The 24,372-nt window shown below is 67.6% G+C and carries 19 protein-coding genes, 4 tRNA genes and 1 pseudogene; 14 read left to right on the top strand and 10 right to left on the bottom strand.

Features of this window, described 5'->3' with window-relative positions; genetic code table 11:
• The first annotated feature begins 110 nt into the window (after positions 1-110).
• A complete protein-coding gene (locus ACGFIM_RS20570) occupies positions 111-2,150 on the top strand; it encodes a cellulose binding domain-containing protein (RefSeq protein WP_393202451.1) in 2,040 nt (679 codons plus the stop codon).
• On the opposite strand, the gene ACGFIM_RS20565 is transcribed toward ACGFIM_RS20570, so the two are convergent.
• Positions 2,113-3,057 carry an alpha/beta fold hydrolase gene (locus ACGFIM_RS20565; RefSeq protein WP_393202449.1) on the bottom strand — a complete coding sequence of 315 codons (945 nt, stop codon included), beginning with the start codon at positions 3,055-3,057 and terminating at the stop codon, positions 2,113-2,115. The two genes, ACGFIM_RS20570 and ACGFIM_RS20565, sit on opposite strands and share 38 nt — an antisense overlap.
• An 86-nt stretch (positions 3,058-3,143) precedes the next feature.
• On the opposite strand from ACGFIM_RS20565, the gene ACGFIM_RS20560 reads away from it, so the two are divergent.
• Together ACGFIM_RS20560 and ACGFIM_RS20555 are read left to right on the top strand one after the other, a co-directional pair.
• Positions 3,144-3,626: a MarR family winged helix-turn-helix transcriptional regulator gene (locus ACGFIM_RS20560; RefSeq protein WP_393202447.1), complete on the top strand. Its 483-nt coding sequence runs from the start codon at positions 3,144-3,146 to the stop codon at positions 3,624-3,626.
• A gap of 266 nt (positions 3,627-3,892) precedes the next feature.
• Positions 3,893-6,949, top strand: a complete 3,057-nt coding sequence (locus ACGFIM_RS20555) for an NACHT domain-containing protein (RefSeq protein ID WP_393202445.1) — start codon at positions 3,893-3,895, stop codon at positions 6,947-6,949.
• Between the two features lie 232 nt (positions 6,950-7,181).
• Here the strand turns inward: ACGFIM_RS20555 and ACGFIM_RS20550 are convergent.
• From ACGFIM_RS20550 to ACGFIM_RS20535, 4 genes are all read right to left on the bottom strand, one after another.
• Positions 7,182-7,255, bottom strand: a tRNA-Phe gene (locus ACGFIM_RS20550).
• A gap of 5 nt (positions 7,256-7,260) precedes the next feature.
• Positions 7,261-7,335: transfer RNA gene (locus ACGFIM_RS20545), tRNA-Asp, on the bottom strand.
• Between the two features lie 91 nt (positions 7,336-7,426).
• Positions 7,427-7,499 (bottom strand) — tRNA-Glu (locus ACGFIM_RS20540).
• A complete protein-coding gene (locus ACGFIM_RS20535; RefSeq protein WP_393202443.1) occupies positions 7,500-9,005 on the bottom strand; it encodes a metallophosphoesterase in 1,506 nt (501 codons plus the stop codon).
• Positions 9,006-9,092: 87 nt separating this feature from the next.
• Between ACGFIM_RS20535 and ACGFIM_RS20530 the strand changes: the two genes are divergently transcribed.
• Together ACGFIM_RS20530 and ACGFIM_RS20525 are read left to right on the top strand one after the other, a co-directional pair.
• Positions 9,093-9,443, top strand: a complete 351-nt coding sequence (locus tag ACGFIM_RS20530; RefSeq protein ID WP_393202441.1) for a metallopeptidase family protein — start codon at positions 9,093-9,095, stop codon at positions 9,441-9,443.
• Positions 9,444-9,553: 110 nt separating this feature from the next.
• On the top strand, positions 9,554-10,837 hold the full coding sequence (locus tag ACGFIM_RS20525; RefSeq protein ID WP_393202439.1) for an MFS transporter: 1,284 nt from the start codon (positions 9,554-9,556) through the stop codon (positions 10,835-10,837).
• Here ACGFIM_RS20525 and ACGFIM_RS20520 read toward each other — a convergent pair whose 3' ends face one another.
• Complete coding sequence (locus ACGFIM_RS20520) at positions 10,838-11,119, bottom strand: PspC domain-containing protein (protein ID WP_393202437.1); 282 nt, start codon at positions 11,117-11,119, stop codon at positions 10,838-10,840. It lies immediately after the preceding gene.
• 92 nt (positions 11,120-11,211) lie between these two features.
• Here ACGFIM_RS20520 and ACGFIM_RS20515 point away from each other — a divergent pair, with 92 nt between their 5' ends.
• Together ACGFIM_RS20515 and ACGFIM_RS20510 are read left to right on the top strand one after the other, a co-directional pair.
• On the top strand, positions 11,212-12,366 hold the full coding sequence (locus ACGFIM_RS20515) for an acyl-CoA dehydrogenase family protein (protein ID WP_364063457.1): 1,155 nt from the start codon (positions 11,212-11,214) through the stop codon (positions 12,364-12,366).
• A 49-nt stretch (positions 12,367-12,415) separates the two neighbouring features.
• Positions 12,416-12,491 (top strand) — tRNA-Lys (locus ACGFIM_RS20510).
• A gap of 568 nt (positions 12,492-13,059) precedes the next feature.
• Here the strand turns inward: ACGFIM_RS20510 and ACGFIM_RS20505 are convergent.
• Positions 13,060-14,160 carry an integrase core domain-containing protein gene (locus ACGFIM_RS20505; protein ID WP_393202435.1) on the bottom strand — a complete coding sequence of 367 codons (1,101 nt, stop codon included), beginning with the start codon at positions 14,158-14,160 and terminating at the stop codon, positions 13,060-13,062.
• Positions 14,161-14,254: 94 nt separating this feature from the next.
• On the opposite strand from ACGFIM_RS20505, the pseudogene ACGFIM_RS20500 reads away from it, so the two are divergent.
• Positions 14,255-14,786, top strand: a pseudogene (locus ACGFIM_RS20500) (IS5 family transposase); the annotation flags it as partial.
• A gap of 8 nt (positions 14,787-14,794) precedes the next feature.
• On the opposite strand, the gene ACGFIM_RS20495 reads toward ACGFIM_RS20500, so the two are convergent.
• Entirely contained in the window at positions 14,795-15,136 is a 342-nt protein-coding gene (locus ACGFIM_RS20495) for a hypothetical protein (protein WP_393202433.1), read from the bottom strand.
• A 257-nt stretch (positions 15,137-15,393) separates the two neighbouring features.
• Between ACGFIM_RS20495 and ACGFIM_RS20490 the strand changes: the two genes are divergently transcribed.
• From ACGFIM_RS20490 to ACGFIM_RS20475, 4 genes are all read left to right on the top strand, one after another.
• On the top strand, positions 15,394-15,639 hold the full coding sequence (locus ACGFIM_RS20490) for a hypothetical protein (protein WP_393202431.1): 246 nt from the start codon (positions 15,394-15,396) through the stop codon (positions 15,637-15,639).
• Positions 15,636-16,031, top strand: coding sequence for a type II toxin-antitoxin system VapC family toxin (locus ACGFIM_RS20485; RefSeq protein WP_393202429.1), 396 nt, complete (start codon positions 15,636-15,638; stop codon positions 16,029-16,031). Before ACGFIM_RS20490 ends, ACGFIM_RS20485 begins: the two co-directional genes overlap by 4 nt.
• Positions 16,032-16,142: 111 nt before the next feature.
• Positions 16,143-16,403: a hypothetical protein gene (locus tag ACGFIM_RS20480; RefSeq protein WP_393202427.1), complete on the top strand. Its 261-nt coding sequence runs from the start codon at positions 16,143-16,145 to the stop codon at positions 16,401-16,403.
• 4 nt (positions 16,404-16,407) lie between these two features.
• A complete protein-coding gene (locus ACGFIM_RS20475; RefSeq protein WP_393202425.1) occupies positions 16,408-17,094 on the top strand; it encodes a hypothetical protein in 687 nt (228 codons plus the stop codon).
• Positions 17,095-17,485: 391 nt separating this feature from the next.
• Here ACGFIM_RS20475 and proS read toward each other — a convergent pair whose 3' ends face one another.
• Together proS and ACGFIM_RS20465 are read right to left on the bottom strand one after the other, a co-directional pair.
• Entirely contained in the window at positions 17,486-18,928 is a 1,443-nt protein-coding gene (proS, locus tag ACGFIM_RS20470; protein ID WP_393202423.1) for a proline--tRNA ligase, read from the bottom strand.
• A gap of 83 nt (positions 18,929-19,011) precedes the next feature.
• On the bottom strand, positions 19,012-20,685 hold the full coding sequence (locus ACGFIM_RS20465; protein ID WP_393202421.1) for an ABC transporter family substrate-binding protein: 1,674 nt from the start codon (positions 20,683-20,685) through the stop codon (positions 19,012-19,014).
• 77 nt (positions 20,686-20,762) lie between these two features.
• Between ACGFIM_RS20465 and ACGFIM_RS20460 the strand changes: the two genes are divergently transcribed.
• Together ACGFIM_RS20460 and ACGFIM_RS20455 are read left to right on the top strand one after the other, a co-directional pair.
• Positions 20,763-21,743: an ABC transporter permease gene (locus tag ACGFIM_RS20460; protein ID WP_393202419.1), complete on the top strand. Its 981-nt coding sequence runs from the start codon at positions 20,763-20,765 to the stop codon at positions 21,741-21,743.
• Entirely contained in the window at positions 21,740-24,334 is a 2,595-nt protein-coding gene (locus ACGFIM_RS20455) for a dipeptide ABC transporter ATP-binding protein (RefSeq protein ID WP_393202417.1), read from the top strand. The genes ACGFIM_RS20460 and ACGFIM_RS20455 overlap by 4 nt, the downstream gene beginning before the upstream one ends.
• Positions 24,335-24,372: the final 38 nt, after the last annotated feature.

Genomic DNA, 24,372 nt, shown 5'->3' with positions numbered 1-24,372 from the left:
AAAGTTTCCGGCGTGATTGACGGGCGTGAAGCGACCCCTGATGATCGACTTGCTTCCTGGTCAGGAGGAGGCGCCGAGTGAGTCCCCGCCGTCCAGCACGAGGTGCGCCGATGCCGAAAATCCCGTTACGAGCCGCGCTGGCCGTCCTACTGGCGCTGGCCCCGTTCAGCACTCCCGCGTACGCATCAGACGACGACCCCGTCCACGTCACCGTCAACGCCCGAGCGGGCCTGGCCACCGTCCCCGAGACCGGCATCGGGACCAACCACGCCATCTGGGACGCGAACCTCGGCACGGACGAGACCGCCGGCCTGCTCAAGGACGCCGGCGTGAAGCTGCTGCGCTACCCCGGCGGCTCCTACTCCGACATCTACCACTGGGAGACCCACACCGCCCCCGGCGGCTACGTGGCGCCGGACACCGACTTCGACACGTTCATGAACGGCGTGCGCAGGACCGGCGCCCAGGCCATGGTGACCGCCAACTACGGCACCGGCAGCGCCGAAGAGGCCGCCGGCTGGGTCCGCTACGCCAACATCACCAAGCGGTACGGCGTCACGTACTGGGAGATCGGCAACGAGATCTACGGCAACGGCCACTACGGCGCCGAGTGGGAGGCCGACGACCACCCCGACAAGAGCCCCCACGAGTACGCCCGCCAGGTCGTCGCCTACGCCGGCGCCATGAAGGCCGTCGACCCCACCATCAAGATCGGCGCGGTGCTCACCACCTCCGCCAACTGGCCCGACGCCATCGCGGCCGAGGGCGACGACGGCTCGTGGAACCAGGTCGTGCTGTCCGAAGCCGGATCGACGATCGACTTCGTGATCCTGCACTGGTACCCCGGTTCACTCGACAAGACCGGGCACATCGCCGACATGATCCAGCTCACCCGCGAGCAGATCGCCAGGTACGCAGGGCCCGGCTCCGACCGGATCGGCATCGCGATGACCGAGTTCAACACCGGGTCGAGCAGCAACGGCACCAACACCCAGCCGGGCGCGCTGGCCGCCGCCGACTCGTACGCGACCCTGCTCGCGAACGGCGTCTTCACCGTGGACTGGTGGAACGTGCACAACGGCATCGGCGAGGTCACCGAGGTCGCGGGGCACACCGACTACGGCGACTTCGGCCTGCTGTCGAGCGCCTCCTGCACCTCCGACGGCAGCGTCTGCGAGCCGCCGCTCAACACTCCCTTCGCGCCGTACTACGCGCTGCAGATGGTGAGCGAGTTCGCCAGACCCGGTGACCGCTTCATCCGCGCGGCCGCCGACCGGCCCGAGGTGTCCGCGCACGCCGTACGCCGCCCCAACGGCGACCTGGCCGTGCTGCTGATCAACACCTCGGAGGACACGTCGTACCCGGTCGAGCTCGATTACACCGGCTTCGCCCCCGCCGCCGGCGCGCCCACCGTGCTGACCCACACCAACGGCGCCACCTCCATCACCACCGCCTCCACCGGCACCCCGACCGCGCAGACGCTGCCGCCGCTGTCCATGACCACCGTCATCCTGCGCCCCGCCGATCCGCAGGCCGCCCGCCCCGGCAGCCCGGGACGGCCGGAGCTCACCGCCGTGACCGACACGACCGCCACCATCACCTGGCCCGCCGCGAAGCCCGGCCCCGGCAAGATCGCCAAGTACGAGGTGGTCCGCCAGCACGGCGCCGTCACCGAGCAGCTCGGCGAGACCACCGGCACCACCATCACCGTGCGCAACCTCGAACCAGGCACCCGCTACACCGTGAACGTGCTGGCCCGCGACACCGGCGGCGCGCAGTCCTGGCCGTCCGCCCCGCTCACCTTCACCACCGGCACTCCCGCGGACGGCTCGTGCAGCGTGCGGCTGACCGTCCAGTCCGACTGGTCCAGCGGCTACGTCGGCTCGCTCGACATCACCAATCACGGCGCCCCGCTCGACGGCTGGACCCTGTCGTTCACCTGGCCCCGCGCCTGGCAGAGCCTGGACAGCGGCTGGAGCGCGGTGTGGACGCAGGACGGACGCGAGGTCCGCGCCGTGAACGAGGCCGCCGGCCCGACGCTGGACACCGGGGCGACGACCACGATCGGGTTCGTCGGCAACTACTCCGGGCCGAACGTCCTGCCCACCGTCTTCACCCTGAACGGCGCCACCTGCACCACCGTCGGCTGACCGTCACACCGGGCATCCAGCGGCGTCGACGCCGTCGATGAAGCCGAGGATCGCGTCCGCCAGCGCCTCGGGGGCCTCCATCGCGGCGTAGTGCCCCACCCCGTCGAGCTGCACGGACGTGACCTCGCCCGCCGCGGCCCGCGACAGGGTGTCCGCCGTGAACGAGCCGCCGCCGGCGCCGACCGCCAGCACGGGCGCCCGCAGCCCGGGAGACTCGGCGAGGTCCCGGATCTCCGGACCCTCGCGCAGCATCGACCGGTAGAGGCCGATCGCGCCGCGCCAGCCGTCCGGCCGGGAGTAGGCGCGGGCGAACTCGTCGAGATCGGCGTCCGTGAACGCCCCTGGGACCGACCGCCGTCATGCTCGGGAACGCGTACCCGCCGAGGAACTCGCGTTCCCGTCCGGCCAGCAGCAGCTCGGGAACGCCGGGTGCGGCGAGCACCCCGATGTGCCAGGCGCCGCCGCGGGTGACGTCGGCCAGCGCCTCCAGGCCGAACCCGGCCAGGCCCATCTCGATGGCGGTGAGGCTGAGCACGTCCTCGGGATGCGTGGTGGCCAGGCGGAAGACGGTCGCACCGCTGATGTCCTGTCCCGTGACGTGGACCGGGCCGACCCCGAGGTGCGCGATCAGCCGGTGCAGGTCTTCGGCGGAGGTCGCGCTGTCGTACGTCCCCGGCCCGTTGCCCGAGTCGCCGAACCCGCGCAGATCGGCCGCGAAGACGCGATGGCCGGCCGCGAGCAGCGGGATCAGCTTGTGGAACGTCCACCAGGTCTCGGGGAACCCGTGGATCAGCAGGATCGGCGAGCCGCCGGTCCCCGCGGCGACGTAGTGCAGCGCGGTCCCGTTGACCTCGGCGCGATGGTGGGTGATCCCCGGCAGCGTGGCGCCGGGTGGCGTGATGGTCACGGCTCTCCCTGAATAGACAGTCAAGGTGTCGAACAATAGACACCCAGACTGTCTTTTGTCCAGGCGGGTGCCGTAGGCTTCTCCCCATGTCCCGCTCTGGCGCCGATCTCGCGCTGCTGCTGCTCGGAGGCTTCCGTACGCTGGTGGACTCCGCGATCGCCGAACTGGCCAGGCGCGGGCACGAGGACGTACGCCCCGTCCACGACTTCGCCATGCGCGCCATCGCCGCCGGCGCCGACAGCGCCTCAGAGCTCGGCCGCCGCCTGTCCATCTCCAAGCAGTCGGCGGCGCGCACCATCGCGGTCCTGGAACAGCGCGGGTACGTCGCCCGCGAGCCCGACCCCGACGACGCCCGCCGCAAACGCCTCCAGGTCACCCCGCTGGGCTTCGAGGTGCTGCGGGAGGGCGAAGCGATCTTCGACGAGCTGCGCCGGCGGTGGGCCCGCCAGATCGGCACCGCCGAACTCGAAGCCCTCGAGGCGCACCTGCGGGCACTGGTGGGCCGGCAGCCCGTCCGCTTCGACACCCCCGGCTGGCTCACCCACGACCTCGGCGAACCAGGCGCCTGACGCCGTTCAGTGGGAACCCGTCCTCGTGGCAGTGACCGAGTTCACCGGCGTGAGCAAGGACAAGCGTCGTGGCGTCACTGTCAGGGGAGGGCTGTACGAGTTCCGAAGCGCAGAGATGTCCACGTCCATCTTCACGACACCAACGTTGGATCGCCTCGCCCGTCGATGACGCGGGCACCTACCGCAACAACACCTGACCGCGCGGCCCGCACCGGCAAGCCTCGCCGAGGCAGGATGTCCCCGGGTAGCGGAATGATGGGGGTGGTATGGCAGGCATCGAGGCCGCAGTTGCGAGCGCGGGAAAGGCGATCGCCGAACGAGCGTTACGCGAGTGGCTTGCCGTGCGGGCGGGCGATCGGGACCGTAAAGCCGACCTCACCGAGCTGATCCGGGTCAGCTTCCGGGACCGCATTGTCAGGCGCAAACTGGAACACCAGATCAACGGAGTCGCGCTCGCCGTCGAGGATCGGCTCTGCGATCTGCTGGAACAGGAGTTCCGCGGGCTCGACGCCAACGCCCGCTCGGCGGTTCTGGCAGAGGTGGTCGATGCCTTGCAGGCGGCGGACCTGAGCGACACGGCGCTGATGGCCGCCGATGCCGACCCCACCGTCCTCGCCGAGCGCATCATGGCGGCGATGCCCGCTCCGAAGCTCGGTGAGGCCGAGGACCGGCTGTTCGCGATCCTGCTGGCCGAGTGCGTGGAGTGCCTGGTCGGCTTGGTACGGGAGTTGCCGCAGTTCCTGCCGCGGGCCGCGGCCGAAAGCCTCACCCGGTTGAGCGGGCTGGCCGAGTCGATGGAGCGGTTACTGGCCCGGATGCCGGTGCGTTCGCTGGAAGCGCCGGAAGGCAGCCAGGACGACGCCCTCTTCGAGCACCGCTATCTCGCGTTCGTCAGCAGGACGCTGGATGAGGTGGAGCTTTTCGGCGTGCGCGTGGAGAGCTTCCGGCCGCGTACGTCGCTCAGCGTCGCTTACATCAGCCTCAGCGTCTCCACCGAAGAGGAAAGGACGCGGCGGCGGCCGGGGCCGCTGGAGTTCGCCTCGCTCACAGACCGCGTCGAGCCCGACGACAATACGCTCCGTATCGAAGCGGCACTCAGCCGCTCACGTCTGACTCTCGTGCGAGGGGAGGCAGGCTCCGGGAAGAGCACCCTCCTGCGCTGGCTCGCGGTGACGGCCGCGCGGGGTGGCTTCACGGGCGATCTGGCCGATTGGAACGGCTGCGTGCCCTTTGTGATCAAGCTGCGCAGCCATTCTGAGGGCAGGTTCCCGCCGCCGGAGTCCTTCTTGAACGACATGGCGCGGGAGGTCGCGGGCCAGATGCCGCGCGGCTGGGTGGAACGGGTGCTGGCGTCCGGCCGCGGCCTGCTTCTCGTGGACGGCGTGGACGAGCTTCTGGTGAGGCATCGTTCCGCCGTACGGCAATGGCTGACCCGCCTGCTAGGCATCTATCCGGCGCTGCGTGTCGTGGTCACGTCCCGGCCTCCGGCGGCGGAGGCCACGTGGCTGGCGGATGAGGGATTCACCTCCGTGCTGCTGGAGCCCATGGCGCCCGAGGATCTCCGCGAGCTGATACGGCAGTGGCACATCGCCATGCGCGACTGTCCGAGCCTGCCGTGCCGGCCTGACGAGCTGGAGGAGTACGAAGGCGTGCTGCTGGCCCGTCTGGAGAGCAGCCCGCATCTGCGGATACTGGCGTCCACCCCTCTGCTGGCCGCGATGCTGTGCGCGCTCAACCTCGACCGGCGCAGGCATCTGCCCCGCAGCAGGATGGGGCTGTACGAGGCCGTGCTGTCGATGCTGCTGGAGCGGCGGGACGCCGAGCGCGGCGTCGAGGACGAGGTGACGCTCGACCCTGAGCAGAAGATCTGGATTCTGCGAGATCTGGCCTGGCGGCTGGTGTCGCTGGGGCGTTCGGAGCTGTCCAAGGCCACCGCCCGTAAGCGGATCGAGCAGAAGCTGCGGGTGATGACCCGGATGCCGTACACGGCCGAGGCCGTGCTGGAACATCTTCTCAGGAGGAGCGAGATCCCGCTCGACTTGCGGGATCGGGTGGAGGCATGCCTGGAGTCGGTCATCCCGCCTAGGGACGAGGAGGAGGCTCGGCTGCTGGCAGCCGTGGGCGACGAGGTGCTGAACCGGCTGCCCGACGATCTGTCGCACTTGACAGAGCACCAAGCCTCGATGGTGGTCCGCACGACGTGGCTCATCAACGGGTCCAGAGCCTTGGCCAAGCTCGCCCGCCATGCCAAGGACGGACGCCCGCTTGTTGAACGGCAGCTCCTGGCAGGCTGGAAGTACTTCGACGCGGTGCGGTACGCCGACCAGGTCCTGGCCCAGGCGCCACTGCTTGACCGGGTTCACCTCGACAGCCCACGCCTCCTGCGCGGACTGCCACACGTGCGGAAGGTACGTAGCCTGTCGATCACGCGATGCCCGGTGCATGACCTCTCCTTCCTCCGCGGCAAGTCCGCCCTTCGCGAGCTGGAAATCCTGGAAGCCGAGTTCCCGCGACTGACGGAGGTAGGGGAGCTCACGAACTTGGAGGCCCTGGGGATCGGTGCTCCATCACCCAGACTCCTCGATCTCACCCCATTACAGCGTCTGCGCGGACTGGAAAGTCTCTGGCTGGATGACGTGCTGTCAGCGGATGGGCTGCACTATCTCGATGAGATCACCAGACTGGCTGAGCTGTCACTGGGCTTTTCCGAGTGGCCTGATGACCCTGTGGATCTCGGTCCCATAAGCAGGCAGCACAGCTTGGAAAAGCTGACGCTCGCTGGGGTGGGTCAGCCGATCGACCCCAAGATGCTGCCTCCCAAGATCCGCTCCCTGGGGCTGATCACCGTAGGCGGCGTCACAGGCGGACTTGAAGCCATCGCGGACCGCTCCCCAGATCTGTCACGCTTGTGGGTCATCGATGTGCCGGGCAGATTCGACCTGACCGAACTCTCCCGACTGAGCCTTCACACGCTTCAACTGAAAGATCTGACAGATATCACCGGCTTCGATGCTCTTGCTCGCCAGCAGACGCTGCGCTTCCTGCATCTCGACAACCTTCCGATGTCGGATCTCACGCCTCTTGCCGGACTGCCGAACGTGAAGATCCTCACCGTGGCCGGCTGCCCCAACGTCACCGACGTGAGCCCATTAGCGAGCATGCCGGCTCTTGAGGACGTACGCCTCCACAACACCGGACACCGCCTCGACCTGGGTCCTTTCGCACACCGTCAGCGTCTTACCATCCGGGTGTCCCCGAGCCAGGAAGTGCTGAACGAGCACCGCCTCCACTCGACGATCCGAGTCAGGCGCACTCCTGCCTGACGTCAGGCCCGGTTCGTGCTGCCCTACCAGTCCTGCGACACGTTGAGGCGGTGCAGGCCCGTGGCGGTGCGGTTGAGGGCCGGCGACGAGTACGGCGATGCGGCCGGCCGTCCCCGGAAGTGTGCCCTTACCAGGGGGCATGGTGTGAAGACGGGCTTTGACTGCACCTTGCTTCAGACACCAAAAAGCCTCGAACGATGATTCGTCCGAGGCTTTTCGCTGCTTGTTCTTGTGGTCAGGGGCAGGGTCGAACTGCCGACCTTCCGCTTTTCAGGCGGACGCTCGTACCAACTGAGCTACCTGACCCAGAGCGGTCCTGACGGGATTTGAACCCGCGGCCTCCACCTTGACAGGGTGGCGAGCACTCCAAACTGCTCCACAGGACCTTGCTGTTTCTTGCTGTTTGCGCTCGCTTAGCTTACCAGCTTTCCGGAGGTCTTGGACCAGCCGTTTTGCGGGTGCGCTAGGCGCTCGCAGTGCCCCCAACGGGATTCGAACCCGTGCCGCCGCCTTGAAAGGGCGGTGTCCTAGGCCGCTAGACGATGGGGGCTCAGGATTCCCTGTCGCCTTCCGTCGGAGACCCCTGAAGCATAGGGGACGATTGCCCCTGATGCCAAAGTGGCGTACCGGCGGTCGATGACCCGGTGCCTTTGATCGTTCCCGTTGGCGACGGGGCGTTCGTCGGCTCCGGGGAAATCATACGTTGCGGGTCGGGCTCCACGTGACGCTGGATGTACACCGATTGCTCGCCGAGCCCGCCGAGCGTGATGTCGTCCCAGGCCCGCAGGCGTCTGGTCTCTTTGTCGAAGTACAGGACGGACGCCTGGACGGGGGTGGGCTGGGCGTGTTCGAGCGCGCGCAGGCCGGCGCCGCCGGTGGAGCCCTGGATGAGCAGGCGGGTGCCGGTCGGGAGCATGTTCGTGCGCCGCTCGTGGGTGTGCCCGGAGAGGATCATGGGGGCGAGGCCGGAGAAGCCGCGTCCGACGTCCGGGTCATGTACGGCGATCAGGTCGGGTTCGCCCACCTTGCCGAGGTGGGCGCGGGCGAACTCGCCGAGCGATTCGGGATTCGAGTAGGCGTCGGTGGTCTTGTCGGGGGTGAAGCGGGGGTCGCCGAGGCCGTAGATGGTGAGGCCCGCGACCTTTTTCGAGGTGTCGTCGAGGACGATCGCGTTCTTCTGCTTGGCCACGGCCTTCTGCGTGGTCATCGAGTCGTGGTTGCCGCGTACGTACACGTACGGGACCTTGAGCTTGCCGATCTCCTCGACGAACTTGTTCTCCGCCTTGGTGCCGTGGTCGGAGATGTCGCCGGTGTCGATGATGAAGTCGACGCTGAACTGGTCCTGCAGCGAGTGGATGACGTTCCAGGCGATGGGGTTGATGTGGATGTCGGAGACGTGCAGGACTCTGATGGTCTTCGTGTCTGCCTCGTACAGGGGCAGGGTGGAGACCGTCTCGTAGAGCTTTGAGACGTTCGTCACGAGCTTGGTGAGCTGCGCCCGGTACGACTCGAAACGCGTCACGATCGACTCCGCGCTGCCGACGAGCGACGGCGCGGCGGCCACCAGCCCCGAGTAGCGCGGCTCCACAAGCGAGTTGGGACGGAACGTGAGGGCCGCCAGGGCCCCGGTGGCGGAAAGGGCCACAGAGGCCGCCAGAAGACCTATCAGGGCCGTTCTGGGGCGCCGGTGGACGAGGATGACGGCGACCATGGCCCCGGCGCCCGCGCACAGCAGCGAGCGGATGAGGAGCGCGCGCACGCCGTCCAGGAGATCGCTCTCGATCATCTCGGGCAGCCGGTCGGCGAGGCGCGGGTCCTCGATGAGGGCTTTGGCGCGTTCCTGGTCGATGTTCTCCAGCGTGATGCGGAGCCTGAGCGGGGCGTTGTGCGTGCGGAAGGTCAAGGTGCCGAGGGGGCTCGCATCGACGACGGTCTCGCCGGTCCAGGCGGGGCGCAGGGACATCCCGGCCTCCACCGGGCCGACGCGCGCGGTCTCCGTACCGCTGAGAAAGATGCCGAGCCACGCGCCGACGGCGGCCACGAAAAGCACGGCCACGGCCTTCGCGGCACGTGACCGGAGAATGGCCTTTGACCAGTGCACGAACTTCATACAGATTCTTGCTTACCTGACCGGCGGGGCAGAATGGCAAGTGTGATCGAGGTATCGCGGCAGAGATTCGAGGAACTCGTGGCCGAGGCATTGGACACGATTCCGCCCGACCTCACGCGCCACATGAACAACGTGGTCGTCACCGTCGTCGATGACCCGCCTGAGCCCGATCTGCTCGGCCTGTACACCGGGGTCCCCCTCACGGAGCGCGGCGACTGGTACTCCGCGGTTCTGCCCGACCGCATAGAGATCTACCGCAACCCGATATGTGAGATTTGCGATACAGAAGAGGCCGTGATCGAAGAGGTGCGCATCACGGTCATCCATGAAGTCGGCCATCACTTCGGCATCGATGACGCCCGGCTTCACGAATTGGGCTGGTAACCCTTTGCGTTCGGTTGGCTGCTTCCGGTTGCGGACGGCGGGCGCCATCGGGCACCTTAGGTGACATAGCGAACACCCAGAGTCAGGCACAGCGGAGTCCAATGGGGGCCATGCGGGCGCGACGGCACCCGGGACGGCATCGCCGTGCCGGGGAAGCCGCACAAGCCACATACCGGGAAGTCATCGCCATCCGGGAGTTCAGAGCCCTCTGGTACGGCCAGGGCCTCTCGCTCCTCGGCGACCAGCTGGCCCAGGTGGCGCTCGCCGTCCTCGTCTTCGACCGCACGCAGTCCCCGCTCGCCACCGCCGCCGTCTACGCGCTGACCTACCTGCCGTCCATCGTCGGCGGGCCGCTGCTCGCGGGGCTCGCCGACCGGTTCGCGCGCCGCGGCGTCATGCTGACCTGCGACCTCATCAGGGCGGCGCTGGTGGCCGTGATGGCGGTGCCCGGCGTGCCGTTCTGGGCGCTGTGCGCGCTGGTGTTCCTGGTCGTGCTGCTCAGCGCCCCCTTCTCGGCGGCGCGCGCGGCGCTGCTGCCCGAAGTGCTCGAAGGCGACGCGTACGTCATCGGCTCCGCGCTGCAGAACATGACGAACCAGGCCGTGCAGATGCTCGGCTTCGCGGCCGGCGGGGCGCTCATCGCCGGCATGGGGCCGTACCGCGCGCTGGCCATCGACGCCGCCACCTTCCTCGGCTCGGCGCTGATCCTCGTCTCCGGTGTGCGCCGCCGTCCCGCGCCCCAGGGCGAGGGCGCCAAGCCGTCGATGTGGCACATGACCGCGAGCGGCGCACGGCTGGTGTTCGGCACGCGGAAGCTGCGGACGCTCGTCCTGTTCGCCTGGCTGTGCGGCTTCTACATCCTGCCCGAGGGCATCGCCGCCCCCTACGCGGCCCGCCTCGCCACCGACGAGCTGCCCGCCGCGGTGATCACCGGGCTGCTCATGGCCGCCATGCCGACCGGCACGATGGTGGGGGCGTTCCTGTTCAGCAGATTCGTCTCGCCGGCGCGCCGGCTGCGGCTCATGGGGTGGATGGCGATGCTGAGCTGCGCGCCGCTCATCATCACCGCGATCAGGCCGCCGCTCGCCGTCGTGCTCGCCGCGTGGGTCCTGTCCGGTATCGGCGGCGCGTACCAGCTCGCCGCCAACGCGGCGTTCGTCCAGCACGTGCCCGCCGAACGTCGCGGCCAGGCGTTCGGCCTCGTGCAGTCGGGGCTGATGGCCGTCCAGGGGGTGGGGATCCTCGTGGGCGGGTTCGCCGCCGAGAGATTCGGCCCCGAGCCGGTGATCGCGATCGCCGGGCTCGCCGGACTGGTCAGCGCCGCCATGCTCGCCATGATCTGGACCGGTTCCCGCGGCGAACGCGGCCGGGTACGCGCCCAGGCGCCCGTCTGATCACGGCTGCGGCTTGTGCTCGCCGCTCCAGTCCGTCGCCGCGGACTTGCTCTGCTGCTTGCCGATGATGTCCTGAACGATCGAGGTGTCGTGCTCCTCGTCCGGCATGAGGAGCCAGCCGATCGCGTAGATCGCGACGCCGAGCCCGCCGAACAGCGTGGAGATCGCCAGCGCGATCCGCACGAGGTTCGCGTCGATGCCGACGTACTCGCCGACGCCCGAGCAGACGCCCGCGATGATCCGGCCCTTCTGAGTCCTGCGGAGTTTCTTGTATTCGCTCATGGCTCAAGACTGCCCGGCGGCCCGATGTTCGCACATCAGGATTACCCCTGGTAGAACCCTGGTAGTCCCCTATGTGAGGAGAGGACCCCGCGATGGACGACCTGCTGCGCCTGGACGATCAGCTCGACGCCGACCAGCGCCTGATCCGCGACACCGTCAGGTCCTTCGTCGCCGACCGCATCCTGCCGCACGTCGGGGACTGGTTCGAGGAGGCGGTCTTCCCCGCGCGCGAGCTCGCGCCCGAGCTCGGCTCGCTCGGCCTGCTCGGCATGCACCTTCAGGGGTACGGCTGCGCCGGCACCGACGCCGTCTCCTACGGCGTGGCCTGCCGCGAGCTCGAAGCGGGCGACTCCGGGCTGCGTTCCTTCGTCTCCGTGCAGGGCTCGCTCGCCATGTTCCCCATCTGGAAGTACGGCTCCGACGAGCAGAAAGAGGAATGGCTGCCCCGCATGGCCGCCGGCGAGGCCATCGGCTGCTTCGGCCTGACCGAGCCCGACCACGGCTCCGACCCGGCCGGCATGCGCACGTACGCCAAGAAGGACGGCTCCGACTGGATCCTGAACGGCTCCAAGATGTGGATCACCAACGGATCCGTCGCCGACGTCGCGGTCGTGTGGGCGCAGACCGACGACGGCATCCGCGGCTTCGTCGTCCCCACCGACACCCCGGGCTTCAGCGCCCCTGAGATCCGCAAGAAGATGTCCCTGAGGGCCTCGGTCACCTCGTCCCTCTACTTCGACGACGTACGCCTGCCCGCCTCCGCCGTCCTGCCCGGCGTCACGGGCCTGCGCGGGCCGCTGTCCTGCCTGTCCGAGGCCCGGTACGGCATCGTCTGGGGCGTCACCGGCGCCGCCCGCGCCTGCGTCGAGGCCGCCGTCGACTACTCCAAGACCCGCGTCCAGTTCGACAAGCCGATCGGCGCGTTCCAGCTCACCCAGGAGAAGCTGGCCTGGATGTACGTCGGCCTCGCCCAGGCCGGCCTCACCGCCCTCCACCTCGGCCGGCTCAAGGACGCCGGCACCCTGGAGCCCCGGCAGATCAGCTTCGGCAAGCTGGCGAACGTACGGGCCGCGCTCGACATCGCCCGCCAGGCCCGCTCCATCCTGGGCGGCAACGGGATCACGCTGGAGTACCCTGTGATCAGACACATGAACAACCTCGAAAGCGTGCTCACCTACGAAGGCACCCAGGAAGTCCACACCCTGGTGCTCGGCGAGGCGCTGACCGGGCTGTCGGCTTACCGATGATGGTGGCGTCGCGGACAGCGCGGTAATCTCTGTACCCTTGCTGTTGCTAGGGGCGTTAGCTCAATTGGCAGAGCTGCGGACTTTTAATCCGTAGGTTCCGGGTTCGAGCCCCGGGCGCCCTACCACTCCACATCCCGCCCGACCTGCACTTTCTTGATTCTGAGCCGTCTCCTGCGAGGCGAAGCTGGCCGAGTTCATGCTCGCCCGATACTCTTCGGCACGGGTCCGGCACATCGGCGGGCCGGTGGCGTGATCGAAATGAGCCGGTTTACGCCGCCGGGCGTTGGGCGCCTGAGACCGGATAGTCAAGCCACGACCGAGCGACACCCAACGGAAGATCATGGTGGAAGGGTGGCGAGGGGAACACACCCGGATTGACAGCAGACCCGTCCAAGCACCGGTCACGCCGCCTCCGGCCCATTTCGCACACCAAGGTCTCCGCCAAAGCCATCGGGGCGATTTGGGCGGATTCAACCGGTCGTCGCAACACCTTGATCCGGAGCTGTTGTATGGGCAGACCAGCAGGGTGGATGACGACGCGCATCGCGCGGCCAGAGATGCGGTCACCGGGACGGCCCTCATTCGCCGGGACGTGGAGCGAGCATTCTGGAGAAAGATCGCCGAAGGGCTGACCAGCGAAGATGCAGCCCGGGCCTGCGACGTTGCGCCTGCCGATAATCCCATCCATGCTGATCAAGCGGCATGTGAGTACTCGTGGAGGACGCCGCCGAGCCGGTCTCGTCGGCGTACATTCAGGTCGATGATTCGCTCTGGATCCGCGATCGGATCGGGGACAGCGCGCAGCGGGGCTGCTTGGTTCAGGGCCTGGTGGGCTCGGTGCTGGTTGTAGAACTGTTCGTACTCGCGCAAGGCGTGCCGAAGATGGCGTTCGTTCCATATGAGGCAGCGATCGAGAAGCTCGTGGCGGCAGGACTGCACCCACCGCTCCATGATGGAGTTCATCCGCGGCATCCGAATGCCGGTGAGCACCGTCGTGATGCCGGCCTCGGCAAGGACCCCGTCCATGAGGGCAGGGAATTTCCCATCCCGATCTCGGAGCAGAAACCGTGCTCGGCAACCTGCATCGTCCAGATCCATCACCAGGTTCCTGATCGCTTGGATGACCCAGCTCGCGCTCGGGTGCGCGGTGGCGCCGAGCACGCGGACACGTTTGGTGACGTGCTCGATGACCGCCAGGACGTACAGGCGCTGCCCGCTGAGAGTGACGGTCTCGATGAAGTCGCAGGCCAGTAGGGCGTTTGCTTGCGAGCGCAGGAAGTCGGCCCACGTGGTGGAAGCCCGCTCGGGCGCCGGATCAAGACCTTCCCGCTTGAGGATCTCCCAGACCGTGGATGGCGCGACCTTGATGCCAAGTGTGGTGAGCTCACCATGCACACGCCGATATCCCCAACCAGGGTTCTCGCGAACCAGGCGCAGGATGAGGACTCGGATGGAGCGGACCGTGGGCGGTCGCCCTCGCCGCTTCGGCCGGCAAGTGCGCGCGTGACGCCGTTTCATCAGATCACGGTGCCAGCGCAAGACGGTATCCGGCCGGACCAGCAGCCGGACCCTGCGCAGGACCTCACGCGGCAAGGAGGTCAGCAGCGCAGCCAAGAGGGCTCGATCCTCAGGCGCGAACCGAACCCTGGCATCGGCGCCGAGCTGCCGTTCAAGCACGGTGATCTGATGGCGCAGGACGAGTATCTCGACATCCTTGTCCCGATCGCCCATCGGCAGCAACCGCAATGCTGCAAAGGCGTTCGTGGCGGCGAGGTAGGCCAGGCGAAGGAGCACAGCCGATCATCATTCCGCATGCGTCTCCCTCATCTGAGGCCCGGAGCTCGCACGCGCCCGTGCACGGCCCACATGGCCGTGAACTGGGCGGACGCAATTATCGGCAGACCCAAGGCTGGACTGGTCCAAGGCGGTGATCGTCAGCTCCCACATCCGGGCGCTGAAGGGCGGCCCAAAACGGGTCCGAGCCCGGTCGACCGCGCCAAGCCGGGCTCCAAGCACCACGTCATCTCCGACGGAAACGGCATCCCCCTCGCACTCAGCCTGACCGGCGGCAACCGCAACGACGTCACCCAGGTCATGCCTCTGCTCCGGTCGATCCCTCCGGTGCGTGGCCGACGCGGCCGGCCACGCCAACGACCGAAGGCGTTGTACGCCGATCGGGCTACGACCATGACAAGTACCGCCGGGTGGTCTGGGCCACAGGCGTCAAGCCGGTCATTGCCCGCCGTGGCACCCCGCACGGCTCCGGCCTGGGCGTACATCGTTGGGTGATCGAACAGACGATCGCCCTGCTGCACTGGTTCTGTCGCCTGCGCATCCGCTGGGAGATCCGCGACGACATCCACGAAGCCTTCATGACCCTCGCCGTCGCCATCATTTGCTGGCGACGCCTCACCCGTTGATCATTCTGTTAGGACTTCTTACCGTCCACCAGAAGCGACTCGTCGTCGTTCAGACCCTCCACGTCGGGACGGAGAGGCCACTCCGAGAACGGACGGTGCGCCCACGCGGCCAAATCCATGACGCTACGTGGTACTTCCGCCTCGGCCACGACACCCATCGCCGTCAACCGGTCGAGACCGCGTTGCAAGGCTGGCGGATACGGCACCGGGAAGGCCCCCTGCCGGTCAAGTTTCTGCGACAGTTCGACGAACCCGCTGGCCACAAGACTGATCGCCACCGTGTTCCACTCTGAAGGCCACGGCTGCGCCAGCTCTGTCGTTCCCTCAGTCGATGACGTACATTGCGCCATGCGGGGCAGCATAGACCTCGCCACCGACAAAAACGGTGGCTCGTGCGCAGGGATTCCGGTCGCCGACCGCGGCAGACTCCGCCCCGAGATCTAGGAAGCCAGGCATGCCGCCGCCAGCATCATGCCCGAGGAGAACCCCTGACTCGACAAGAACCTTGTGACGCGGACGGATGCTGCCCATCGCCGCGAGTAAGGCACGGCCACCAGCTACGCTGATAGTGCCACGAAGGTAACGCGACCGAAGGAGTCGAGCGACGGTGAGCGTAGACCTCGAACACGAGCCCATTCACGACCTCGCCCGCCGGGTCATCCGGTTGGCCGAGGAAACTCAGCACGCCGCTCAAGTGCTCGAACGCCGTCTGGATGCGCTGGAACGCCGCACAGTAGCCGCTGGCAGAGCCGAACGCATCCTGAGCATTGCCGCCGACATGCGAACCCACCTCGGGCAGGACCGGCTGTCCATTGAAGACCTGTACGACCCGGACACCGGCCTTCCTGCATGATCATCGATTCCAGCGCCATCATCGCCGTCATCAACGGCGAGCCCGAGGCCGCCCACTTCGCCCAGGCCATCGCGGCGGCGGTGTGTCGTATCTCAGCTGTCAACTACGTCGAAGCGGCCATCGTGGCAGACAACCGTGGCGAGGCCATGCGCAACGCCTTCGACACGCTCATCAACGAAATGGGGCTCATCATCGAGCCCGTAACACCCAATCAGGCCAGAATTGCGCGCCGGGCGTACCAGACATACGGCAAAGGCAACCACTCCAAGGCCAAACTCAACATGGGTGATTGCTTCGCCTACGCCCTCGCCAAGGACCTCGACCAGCCCCTGCTCTTCAAAGGCGAGGACTTCCCGCACACCGACATCACCCCCGCACAGCCATACGGTTGACGAATCCCCGTGCCCGAGGTGATCCTAGGGGCTCCCTGCGGGAGTATCGTGGGCTGTTGTGACTCGCCGCCCCCTGACGATCATCTGGATGAGCTGATCGAGCATGCAGTCGTGGACGCCTACACCGATGATGAGCAGCTCTCCGGCTTCCATGTGATGATCGGCGACAACTTGGCGGTGCCGTTCGAGACGACCGTGCTCGGCCAGCAGGTCACCGTCACCGCGATCGAGTTCCTGGCCGGGAGCGGCATCGTGGCGATCTGCCGCCACGGTGAGCACCAGCAGGCGATCGGCATCCTCGACCTGCCCCTGCCCGATCCGCCACCGGACGGCGCCGAATGGATTCACGCGTACCGGCGCTGGGCCGGGTGAGAGCGTGAGCGAATACCAGTACTACGAGTTCCTGGCCATCGACCGGCCGCTCACCGACCAGCAGCAGGCCGAGGTCCGCGCCCTGTCCACCCGGGCGCACATCACCGCCACCGGCTTCACCAACGAATACCACTGGGGCGACTTCCGCGGCGACCCGCACCGCATGATGGAGCGCTACTACGACGCCCACCTGTACCTGGCCAACTGGGGCACCCACCGGGTCATGCTGCGCCTGCCCAAGGCCGTGCTGAAGCCCGAGCAGGCCGAACGCTACTGCGTAGGTGAGCAGGTCAGCGCCTGGACCAGCGGCGAACACCTCATCCTCGACTTCACCAGCGAAGCCGAAGAGGAGTACTGGGAAGACGACGTCGAACGCTCCCTGTCAGCGATCATCGGCATCCGCGCCGAGTTGGCCGCCGGCGACCTGCGTCCGCTCTATCTGGCCTGGCTGTCGGCGTACGGGGTATGGGAGCGCGACGAGGACGCCTTCGACTACGAGGATGAGGACGAGCTGGAGCCGCCCAGTCCCGCCGGGGCTGAGTGCGCTCAGCGCGCCACAACGGGCCCTGGCCGACTTCCTGCGCCGCAGATGGATCAAGCGTCCTGGCCGACCCAATGGATGGGAGAATGCGCATGGTCAAGGGATGCCATCCGGCCCATGGTTGCTCGTTGGATGCTCGTCGGCACCTGATACGGCATAACACCGGACGGCATTCTTGGACATTATGGAAGCGGACATCACGCGACACCGCGACACAACGAAACACGATTCGATAGTGGGCGGTATTGAGAACTGCGACTTTTAATCCGTAGGTTCCGGGTTCGAGCCCCGGGCGCCCTACCAGTTCGAACACCCTCGGAACGATCTTCGTCCGAGGGTGTTCGCCAACGGATCTGCTGACAGGCGTGCCTCGATGCCGCCTCTCCACGACTCCGCTCGGGACAGGTTCCGCAGCAGCCGGGAACTCGGGCCAGGAAACCTGTTCCCCAGTCGCTACAGCAGCTTGAGCGCGTCGAACACCTCGATGATGAACATCAAGCTGCCGGCGAAGGCCGCTCCGCCCGCCATGAAGCACTAGGAGTCAGTAGGCCCGTCCGAAAATCACCCGCTTGCCGTAGGCGGATGCTTCGCCGCAATGCACACATCGGCCGGTCTCCGAAGCTCCGTCGAGCGGAATGCAGCGCGGAGTGGCTGCGGTCTCTGCCTTGATGTCGTCCTCGCACGTGGGCCTGCCGCAGTGCAGCGCGAGCGCCCAGCCTGCGGAGACGGCCTCGATGAACGAGTCCCAGGTGTCGGCAGCCGCGATGTGACCGTCGCGGAATTCGGTGGCCCTCCGAAAAAGGAAGGCTTGGAAGTCCTCCAGCACGTCAGGGATGAGTTCCGGCGCCGAAGACAGGGGGATGCTCTGCTTGCCCTCGTCGCCGAGTCGTTTCGCCATGACGACGGTGCCGGACTCAAGGTCGCGCGGGCCGAGTTCGAGGCGGACGGGGACGCCGCGCAATTCCCAGTCGTTGAACCGGAAGCCGGGTGAAAGCTGTGCGCGGTCATCGACATGGCTGCGAACACCATTCTCCTTGAGGCGGCGCGCGAGTTCCCGTGCGGCCGCCGAGACCTGTTCGCCCTGATCACCGCGTCCTATCGGCACGATCACGACCTGATACGGGGCCAGCTTGGGCGGTAGGACCAAGCCCTTGTCGTCACCATGCGTCATGATGACGCCGCCGATCATTCTCGTGGACATTCCCCACGAGGTCGTGTGGCACAGTTCGAGCTTGCCGGCTTCGGAGGTGTAGTGAATGTCGAAGGCTTCGGCGAAGTTGGTGCCCATGTAGTGGGACGTTCCGGCCTGGAGCGCCTTGCCGTCCCTCATCATGCCCTCGATGGTGAAGGTGCGCACCGCGCCGGCGAACCGCTCTCCGGGTGTTTTCTCACCGGGTATCACGGGGATCGCCGCGATGTCCCGTGCCACCTCCGCGTAGAGGTTGAGCGCCAGCATCGTTTCCCGCATGGCGTCCGCCTCGTCGGCGTGTGCAGTGTGACCTTCCTGCCACAGGAACTCGGTCGTGCGGAGGAACATGCGGGGGCGCATTTCCCACCGCACGACGTTGGCCCACTGATTCAGCAAGAGCGGCAGGTCGCGGTGGGAGGAGACCCACTTCGCCATCATCTCGCCGATGATCGTCTCTGAGGTGGGCCGGACGACCAGAGGCTCGTCCAGTTTCTTGCCGCCGGCGTGGGTGACGACGGCGAGTTCGGGCGAGAACCCCTCGACGTGCTCCGCCTCCCGCTGGAGGTAACTTTCCGGGATCAGCAGGGGGAAGTACGCGTTGTCGTGACCGGTGTCCTTGATCCGGCGATCGAGCTCTCCCTGAATGAGCTCCCACAGGCGGTACCCGTACGGTCGAATGACCATGGTGCCCTTCGCGGGTCCCCTGTCCACGAGCTGCGCCTTGACGACCAGCTCGTTGTACCACGCCGAAAAGTCCTCACTTTGCGGAGTCACACCATGTTCATGACGTGCCATGCAGGGAGAGTATCGGTCGCGGCCATGTCCATGTGGCGACCTTGTAGCCCAGCGCCGCCCCGCCGGGCTACGGGCCCGGGAGACTACTTCATCCAGCCGACCTTGTTGAAGTCGTCGGAGGCCAGGCCGCCGGCGCCGAAATTGGCCAGGCCATGGCGCACCGCGATGATCTGCGGGCGCTGGTAGAGGGCGATCGTGTGGCCGAGCGACCAGACGAGCGCGTCAGCCTGGTTGTACAGCTTGATGGCCTCCGCCCTGTCGGTGGTGACCTGGGCCTTCTTCAGCAGGTCCACCAGCTCGGGGGAGCTGACCCGGCCGAAGTTCTGGAAGACGTTGTCGCCCTCCGGCTGCTGGTACTGGGAGTAGGCCTCTGACAGGTAGATCAGGTCCACGTTGCGGAAGGAGACCAGGTCGAAGTTGCCGCGGTTGACGTACTTCTCGAAGAAGTCGTTGCCCGGCACCTTGTCGATGGTGAGCTGGATGCCCACCTGGCCGAGCATCTGCTGCACCAGCGTGGCCTGGTCGACCTGCTGCTGGGTGGAGTCGGCGGACATGACGTACGACAGCTTGAGCGGCTCGCCGTCCTTGGTGCGCGGGTTGCCCTCGGCCCATCCGGCCTCCGTGAGGAGCTTCTTGGCGCCTTCGACGTCGTACTTGCCCCACTCGCCGGAGTTGTCCTGGTAGCCCTCCTGGTTCGGCATGAAGAAGTGGTTGCCGACGGGCTTGGGATCGACGGGCAGGCCCTTCAGCGTGACCGTGGCGATGGCCTGCCGGTCGATGGCCTTCTCGACGGCGTTGCGGACCTTCTGGTCGGCCAGCGGGCCGCGGCCGCCGTTCAGCAGGATGATCACCTCGTCCCAGCGGGCGCCGACGCGGATGTCGGTGGTGGGGTCCTTCTTGAGCCGCTCATAGGCGTCGGTGGTGCGCAGGGCGCTGACGAAGTCGATCTCCTTGTTGAGGTACGCGTCCACCTGCGCGGCCGGGTCGAGGACCCGGAAGACGATCGAGTCGAGCTTGGGCGGGGTGCCCCACCAGTTGGGGTCGGGCACCGCGGTGATCGTCTGCGCGGTCTTGTCGTAGTCGCCGATCTTCCAGGCACCACCGGTGATCGGCACCTTCTCGATCCAGTGCTTGTTGAACTTCTCGGGGGTGTCGTACTCGGCCGCGGGGAAGAGCACCCTGAACAGCGACTGCCAGTCCGCGAACGGCTCGTCGAAGGTCACCTTCACCTCGGTGGCGTCGGCCCCCTGTTCCACCTTGCCGATCAGCTCGTAGCCGGCCGTGCTGGCGACCAGGTAGTGCTCGTCCTCACCGTTGAGCGCCTTCCACTGCGCCTCGAAGTCCTTGTACGACAGCGGCTTCCCGTCGGACCACTTGGCCTTCGGGTTGAGCTTGTACGTGACGACCTGCGGGGAGGTCGAGGTCACCTCGGCCGAGACGAGGTAGTCGGGGTTGGGGTGCGGCACGCCCTTGGCGTCGCTGACGAAGAGCGTGGGCTCCACCAGCGCCGTGATCGCCTGCGCGTCCCCCTGCATGCCGTCCACCTGGTTGCTGTTGTACTGCGTGATCCACTGCTCGATCGACATGCGCAGGGAACCGCCGTCCTTCAGCTTGTCCAGCGGCTGCGGATTGATGTCGGTGGCGTCGGCGGCGATCGGCGCGGCGGATGACGCCGGCGCGGGCGAGCTCTGGCCGCCCGAGCAGGCGGAGACCGCCAGGGCAAGTGCGGCGACCACGACGGGCAGCTTTACTCTCAACGGTGACCCCATTTCCATTCTTAACCTACTGAGATCGTAGGATAAAGAACCTTAGCGGTGCACCTGGAGGGATCTTTGTGCTGGGCTACCTTGGCAGGCGAGCCGGGTATTACGTCGTCTTACTCCTGGCGGCACTGTTCATCTCCTACGCCCTGGCGTCGGCCAGCATGAACCCCAGGGCCTACTTCGAGGGCAGGCGTCCCCAGCCGCCCGCGGAGATGATCGACGCCCAGCTCACCGAGCTCGGCATCAACGACAAGGTCCCCTTTCTCCAGCGCTTCGGCACCTGGGCCGGCCATGCCGTCACGGGCGACCTGGGCCGGACCATCGACGGCACCTCGGTCAACGACGAGTTCGGCCGCCGCATCGGGGTGAGCCTGCGGCTGCTGCTCATCGGCACGCTGGTCGGGACCGTGGTGGGCGTGCTGGCCGGCGCGTGGGGCGCGATCAGGCAGTACCGCTTCTCCGACCGGGCGGTCACGGTGATCTCGTTCATCCTGCTGTCGACCCCGGTGTTCCTCCTGGCGACACTGCTGAAGATCGGCACCACCTGGTTGAACGACAACGTCGGCCACCTGATCGACTTCACCGGCGAGAAGACACCCGGCCTGCAGGGCGGGTTCCTCGTCCAGCTCGGCGACCGGGCCGGGCACCTGCTGCTGCCCACGCTGTCGATCGCGCTGGGCACCATCGCCGCCTACAGCCGCTACCAGCGCGCGACCATGCTCGACGTGCTGGCATCCGATTACCTGCGCACCGCTCTGGCCAAGGGCATCCATCCGCGGGTGGCCATGCTGAAACACGGGCTGCGCACCGCGCTGGTACCGATGACCACCTTCTTCGCCTTCGGTTTCCTCGGCATCTTCACCGGAGCGGCCTTCACCGAGCGCATCTTCGGCTGGCACGGCATGGGCGACTGGTTCATGAACGCCGTCGGCCGCAACGACCTGAACTCCGTGGTCGCCGTCAACCTCTTCGCCGCCGTCGTCGTCCTGCTGTCGGGCTTCCTTGCCGACATCCTGCTCGCCGTCCTCGACCCCCGGGTGCGGCACGCATGATCACGCTTCGCCGCTTCGTCGGCTCGAAGGGGGTCGTGGCGGGCGCCCTGGTCATCGTGGTGCTGTTCCTGCTGGGGTTCCTCGGGCCGGTGCTCAGCCCGTGGACGCCCACCCAGGTCGACTACCTGTCGATCCGCTCGGCTCCCTCGGCGGCGCACTGGTGGGGGACCAACAGGATCGGCCAGGACATCTTCGCCCAGACCACGTACGGGCTGCGCAAGTCGCTCGTCATCGGCCTGATCGTGGCGCTGTTCTCGACCGTGCTCGCCTCGCTGGCCGGAGCCGCGGCCGGGTATCTCGGCGGCTGGACGGACCGGGTGCTGCGTTTCTGCCTCGATCTCCTGCTGATCTTTCCCGGCTTCCTGATCATCTCCATGGTGGCGCCGCGGCTGAAGGGAGCGGGCTGGCTGGTCTTCGCCCTGCTCCTCGGGTTCCTGGGGTGGATGATCAGCGCCAGGATCGTCAGGTCGATGACGCTCTCGCTGAAGGAACGCGACTTCGTCCGGGCCGCCGAGCTGATGGGCGTCCCGAAATTTCGCATCATCGCCCGGCATATCCTGCCCAACGTCGCGTCCTTTCTCATCATCGACACCACGATCGCGGTCGGCGGCGCGGTGATGAGCGAGACCGCGCTGTCCTACTTCGGCTTCGGCATCCAGCCCCCCGACGTCTCCCTGGGCACGCTGATCGCCGACGGCACCGAGGCCGCCATCGGCTATCCGTGGATGTTCTGGTTCGCCGCCGGCCTGCTCATCGTCTTCGTACTGGCGGTCAGCCTCGTCGGCGACGGCCTGCGGGACGCGCTCGACCCCACCAGCGAGGCCGCCCGCCCCAAGCGGGGCACGGTGACAGCGCTGCCACGCGCGGCCGAGCCGCCCGACGACGTGGTGCTCAGCGTCCGCGACCTCACGGTCCGCTTCGGCGATACCGTCGCCGCCGACTCGGTGAGCTGGGACCTGCGCCGTGGCGAGGTGCTGGGCATCGTCGGCGAGTCGGGCTCGGGCAAGTCCGTGACCGCCCTGGCCGCCATGGGCCTGCTGCCCGCCACGGCCACGGTCACGGGTTCGGTACGGCTCGGCGGCACCGAGCTGATCGGCGCCGACGTCCGCACCCTCATGCAGGTTCGCGGTGCCAGGGTCGCCATGGTCTTCCAGGACCCGCTGTCCGCCTTCACCCCCGTCTACCGCATCGGCGTCCAGATCGCCGAGGCGCTGCGCGCCCACACGCGGCTGAGCAAGGAGGAGGCCCACGCCAGAGCCGTCGAACTGCTCAGATCCGTCGGCATCCCCGAGCCGGAACGGCGGGCCGAGTCCTACCCGCACGAGTTCTCCGGCGGCATGCGCCAGCGCGCCATGATCGCCATGGCCATCGCCAACGACCCCGACGTGATCCTCGCCGACGAACCCACCACCGCGCTGGACGTCACGGTCCAGGCCCAGGTGCTCGACCTGCTCCGCAAGGCACAGCGGGAGACGGGCGCCGCCCTGGTGCTGATCAGCCACGACCTCGGTGTGATCGCCGGCATCGCCGACAGAGTCGCGGTGATGAACGGGGGGAAGGTGGTGGAGGAGGGCCCGGCCGAGCAGGTGTTCGCCCGGCCGCGGGAGTCGTACACCAAGGATCTGCTGGCGGCGGTGCCCCGGCTGGACGCGGCCATCGAGCCGCGCGGGCCCGCGCACGGGGCGCCGCTGGTCGAGGTGAGCGGCCTGCGCAAGACGTTCCCGCTGACGCGCGGGTCGGCGTTCAAGCGCAGGATCGGCACCGTGTACGCGGTGGACGGCGTGGACCTCACCATCAGGCCGGGTGAGACGCTCGGGCTCGTGGGCGAGTCGGGATCCGGCAAGACCACCACGTTGTTCGAGCTGCTGCGGATGCCCGAGGTCAGAGAGAACGCGCAGATCGTCTTTCAGGACCCGATGTCGAGCCTCGATCCGCGGATGACCGTGGGCGAGATCATCGCCGAGCCGCTGCGCGCCAAGGGGCTGCCCGCCGACGACGTGCCGCACCTGCTCGAACAGGTCGGGCTCAAGCCCGAGCACGCGAGCCGGTTCCCGCACGAGTTCTCCGGCGGGCAGCGCCAGCGCATCGGCATCGCCCGCGCGCTGTCGGTGCGGCCCAAGCTGGTGGTGCTCGACGAGCCGGTCTCCGCGCTTGACGTGACCGTGCAGGCGGACATCCTCGACCTGCTCGTCCGGCTCCGCGACGAGCTGAACCTGGCCTACCTGTTCGTCTCGCACGACCTGGCCGTCGTCCGGCAGATCGCCGACCGGGTGAGCGTGATGTACCTCGGCAGGACCGTCGAGACCGGCGACACCGCGACCGTGCTGGGCGACCCCCTCCACCCCTACACCAAGGCGCTCATCTCCGCCGTGCCGATCCCCGACCCGGCCGTCGAGCGCGCCCGCGAGCACCTGCTCCTCCCGGGCGACCCGCCGAGCCCCTTCCAGCGCCACGAGGGCTGCCCGTTCCGCGGCCGCTGCCCGGTCTACGCGGAGCTGCCCGCCACGGACAGGCGGCGGTGCGAGACCGAGCCGCCCGCGCACGAGGAGCGCCGCACGGGACACCGCGTGGCCTGCCACTTCCCGCTGTGAGACGCGCGGGTGCCCCTTTCCGGGTGCACCCCGAGCCC

Source organism: Nonomuraea sp. NPDC049309, from assembly GCF_043196965.1.
Classification (GTDB): Bacteria; Actinomycetota; Actinomycetes; order Streptosporangiales; family Streptosporangiaceae; genus Nonomuraea; species Nonomuraea fastidiosa.
Note: the sequence above shows the minus strand (reverse complement) of the source record. Positions and strands in the feature narration are given on the sequence as shown.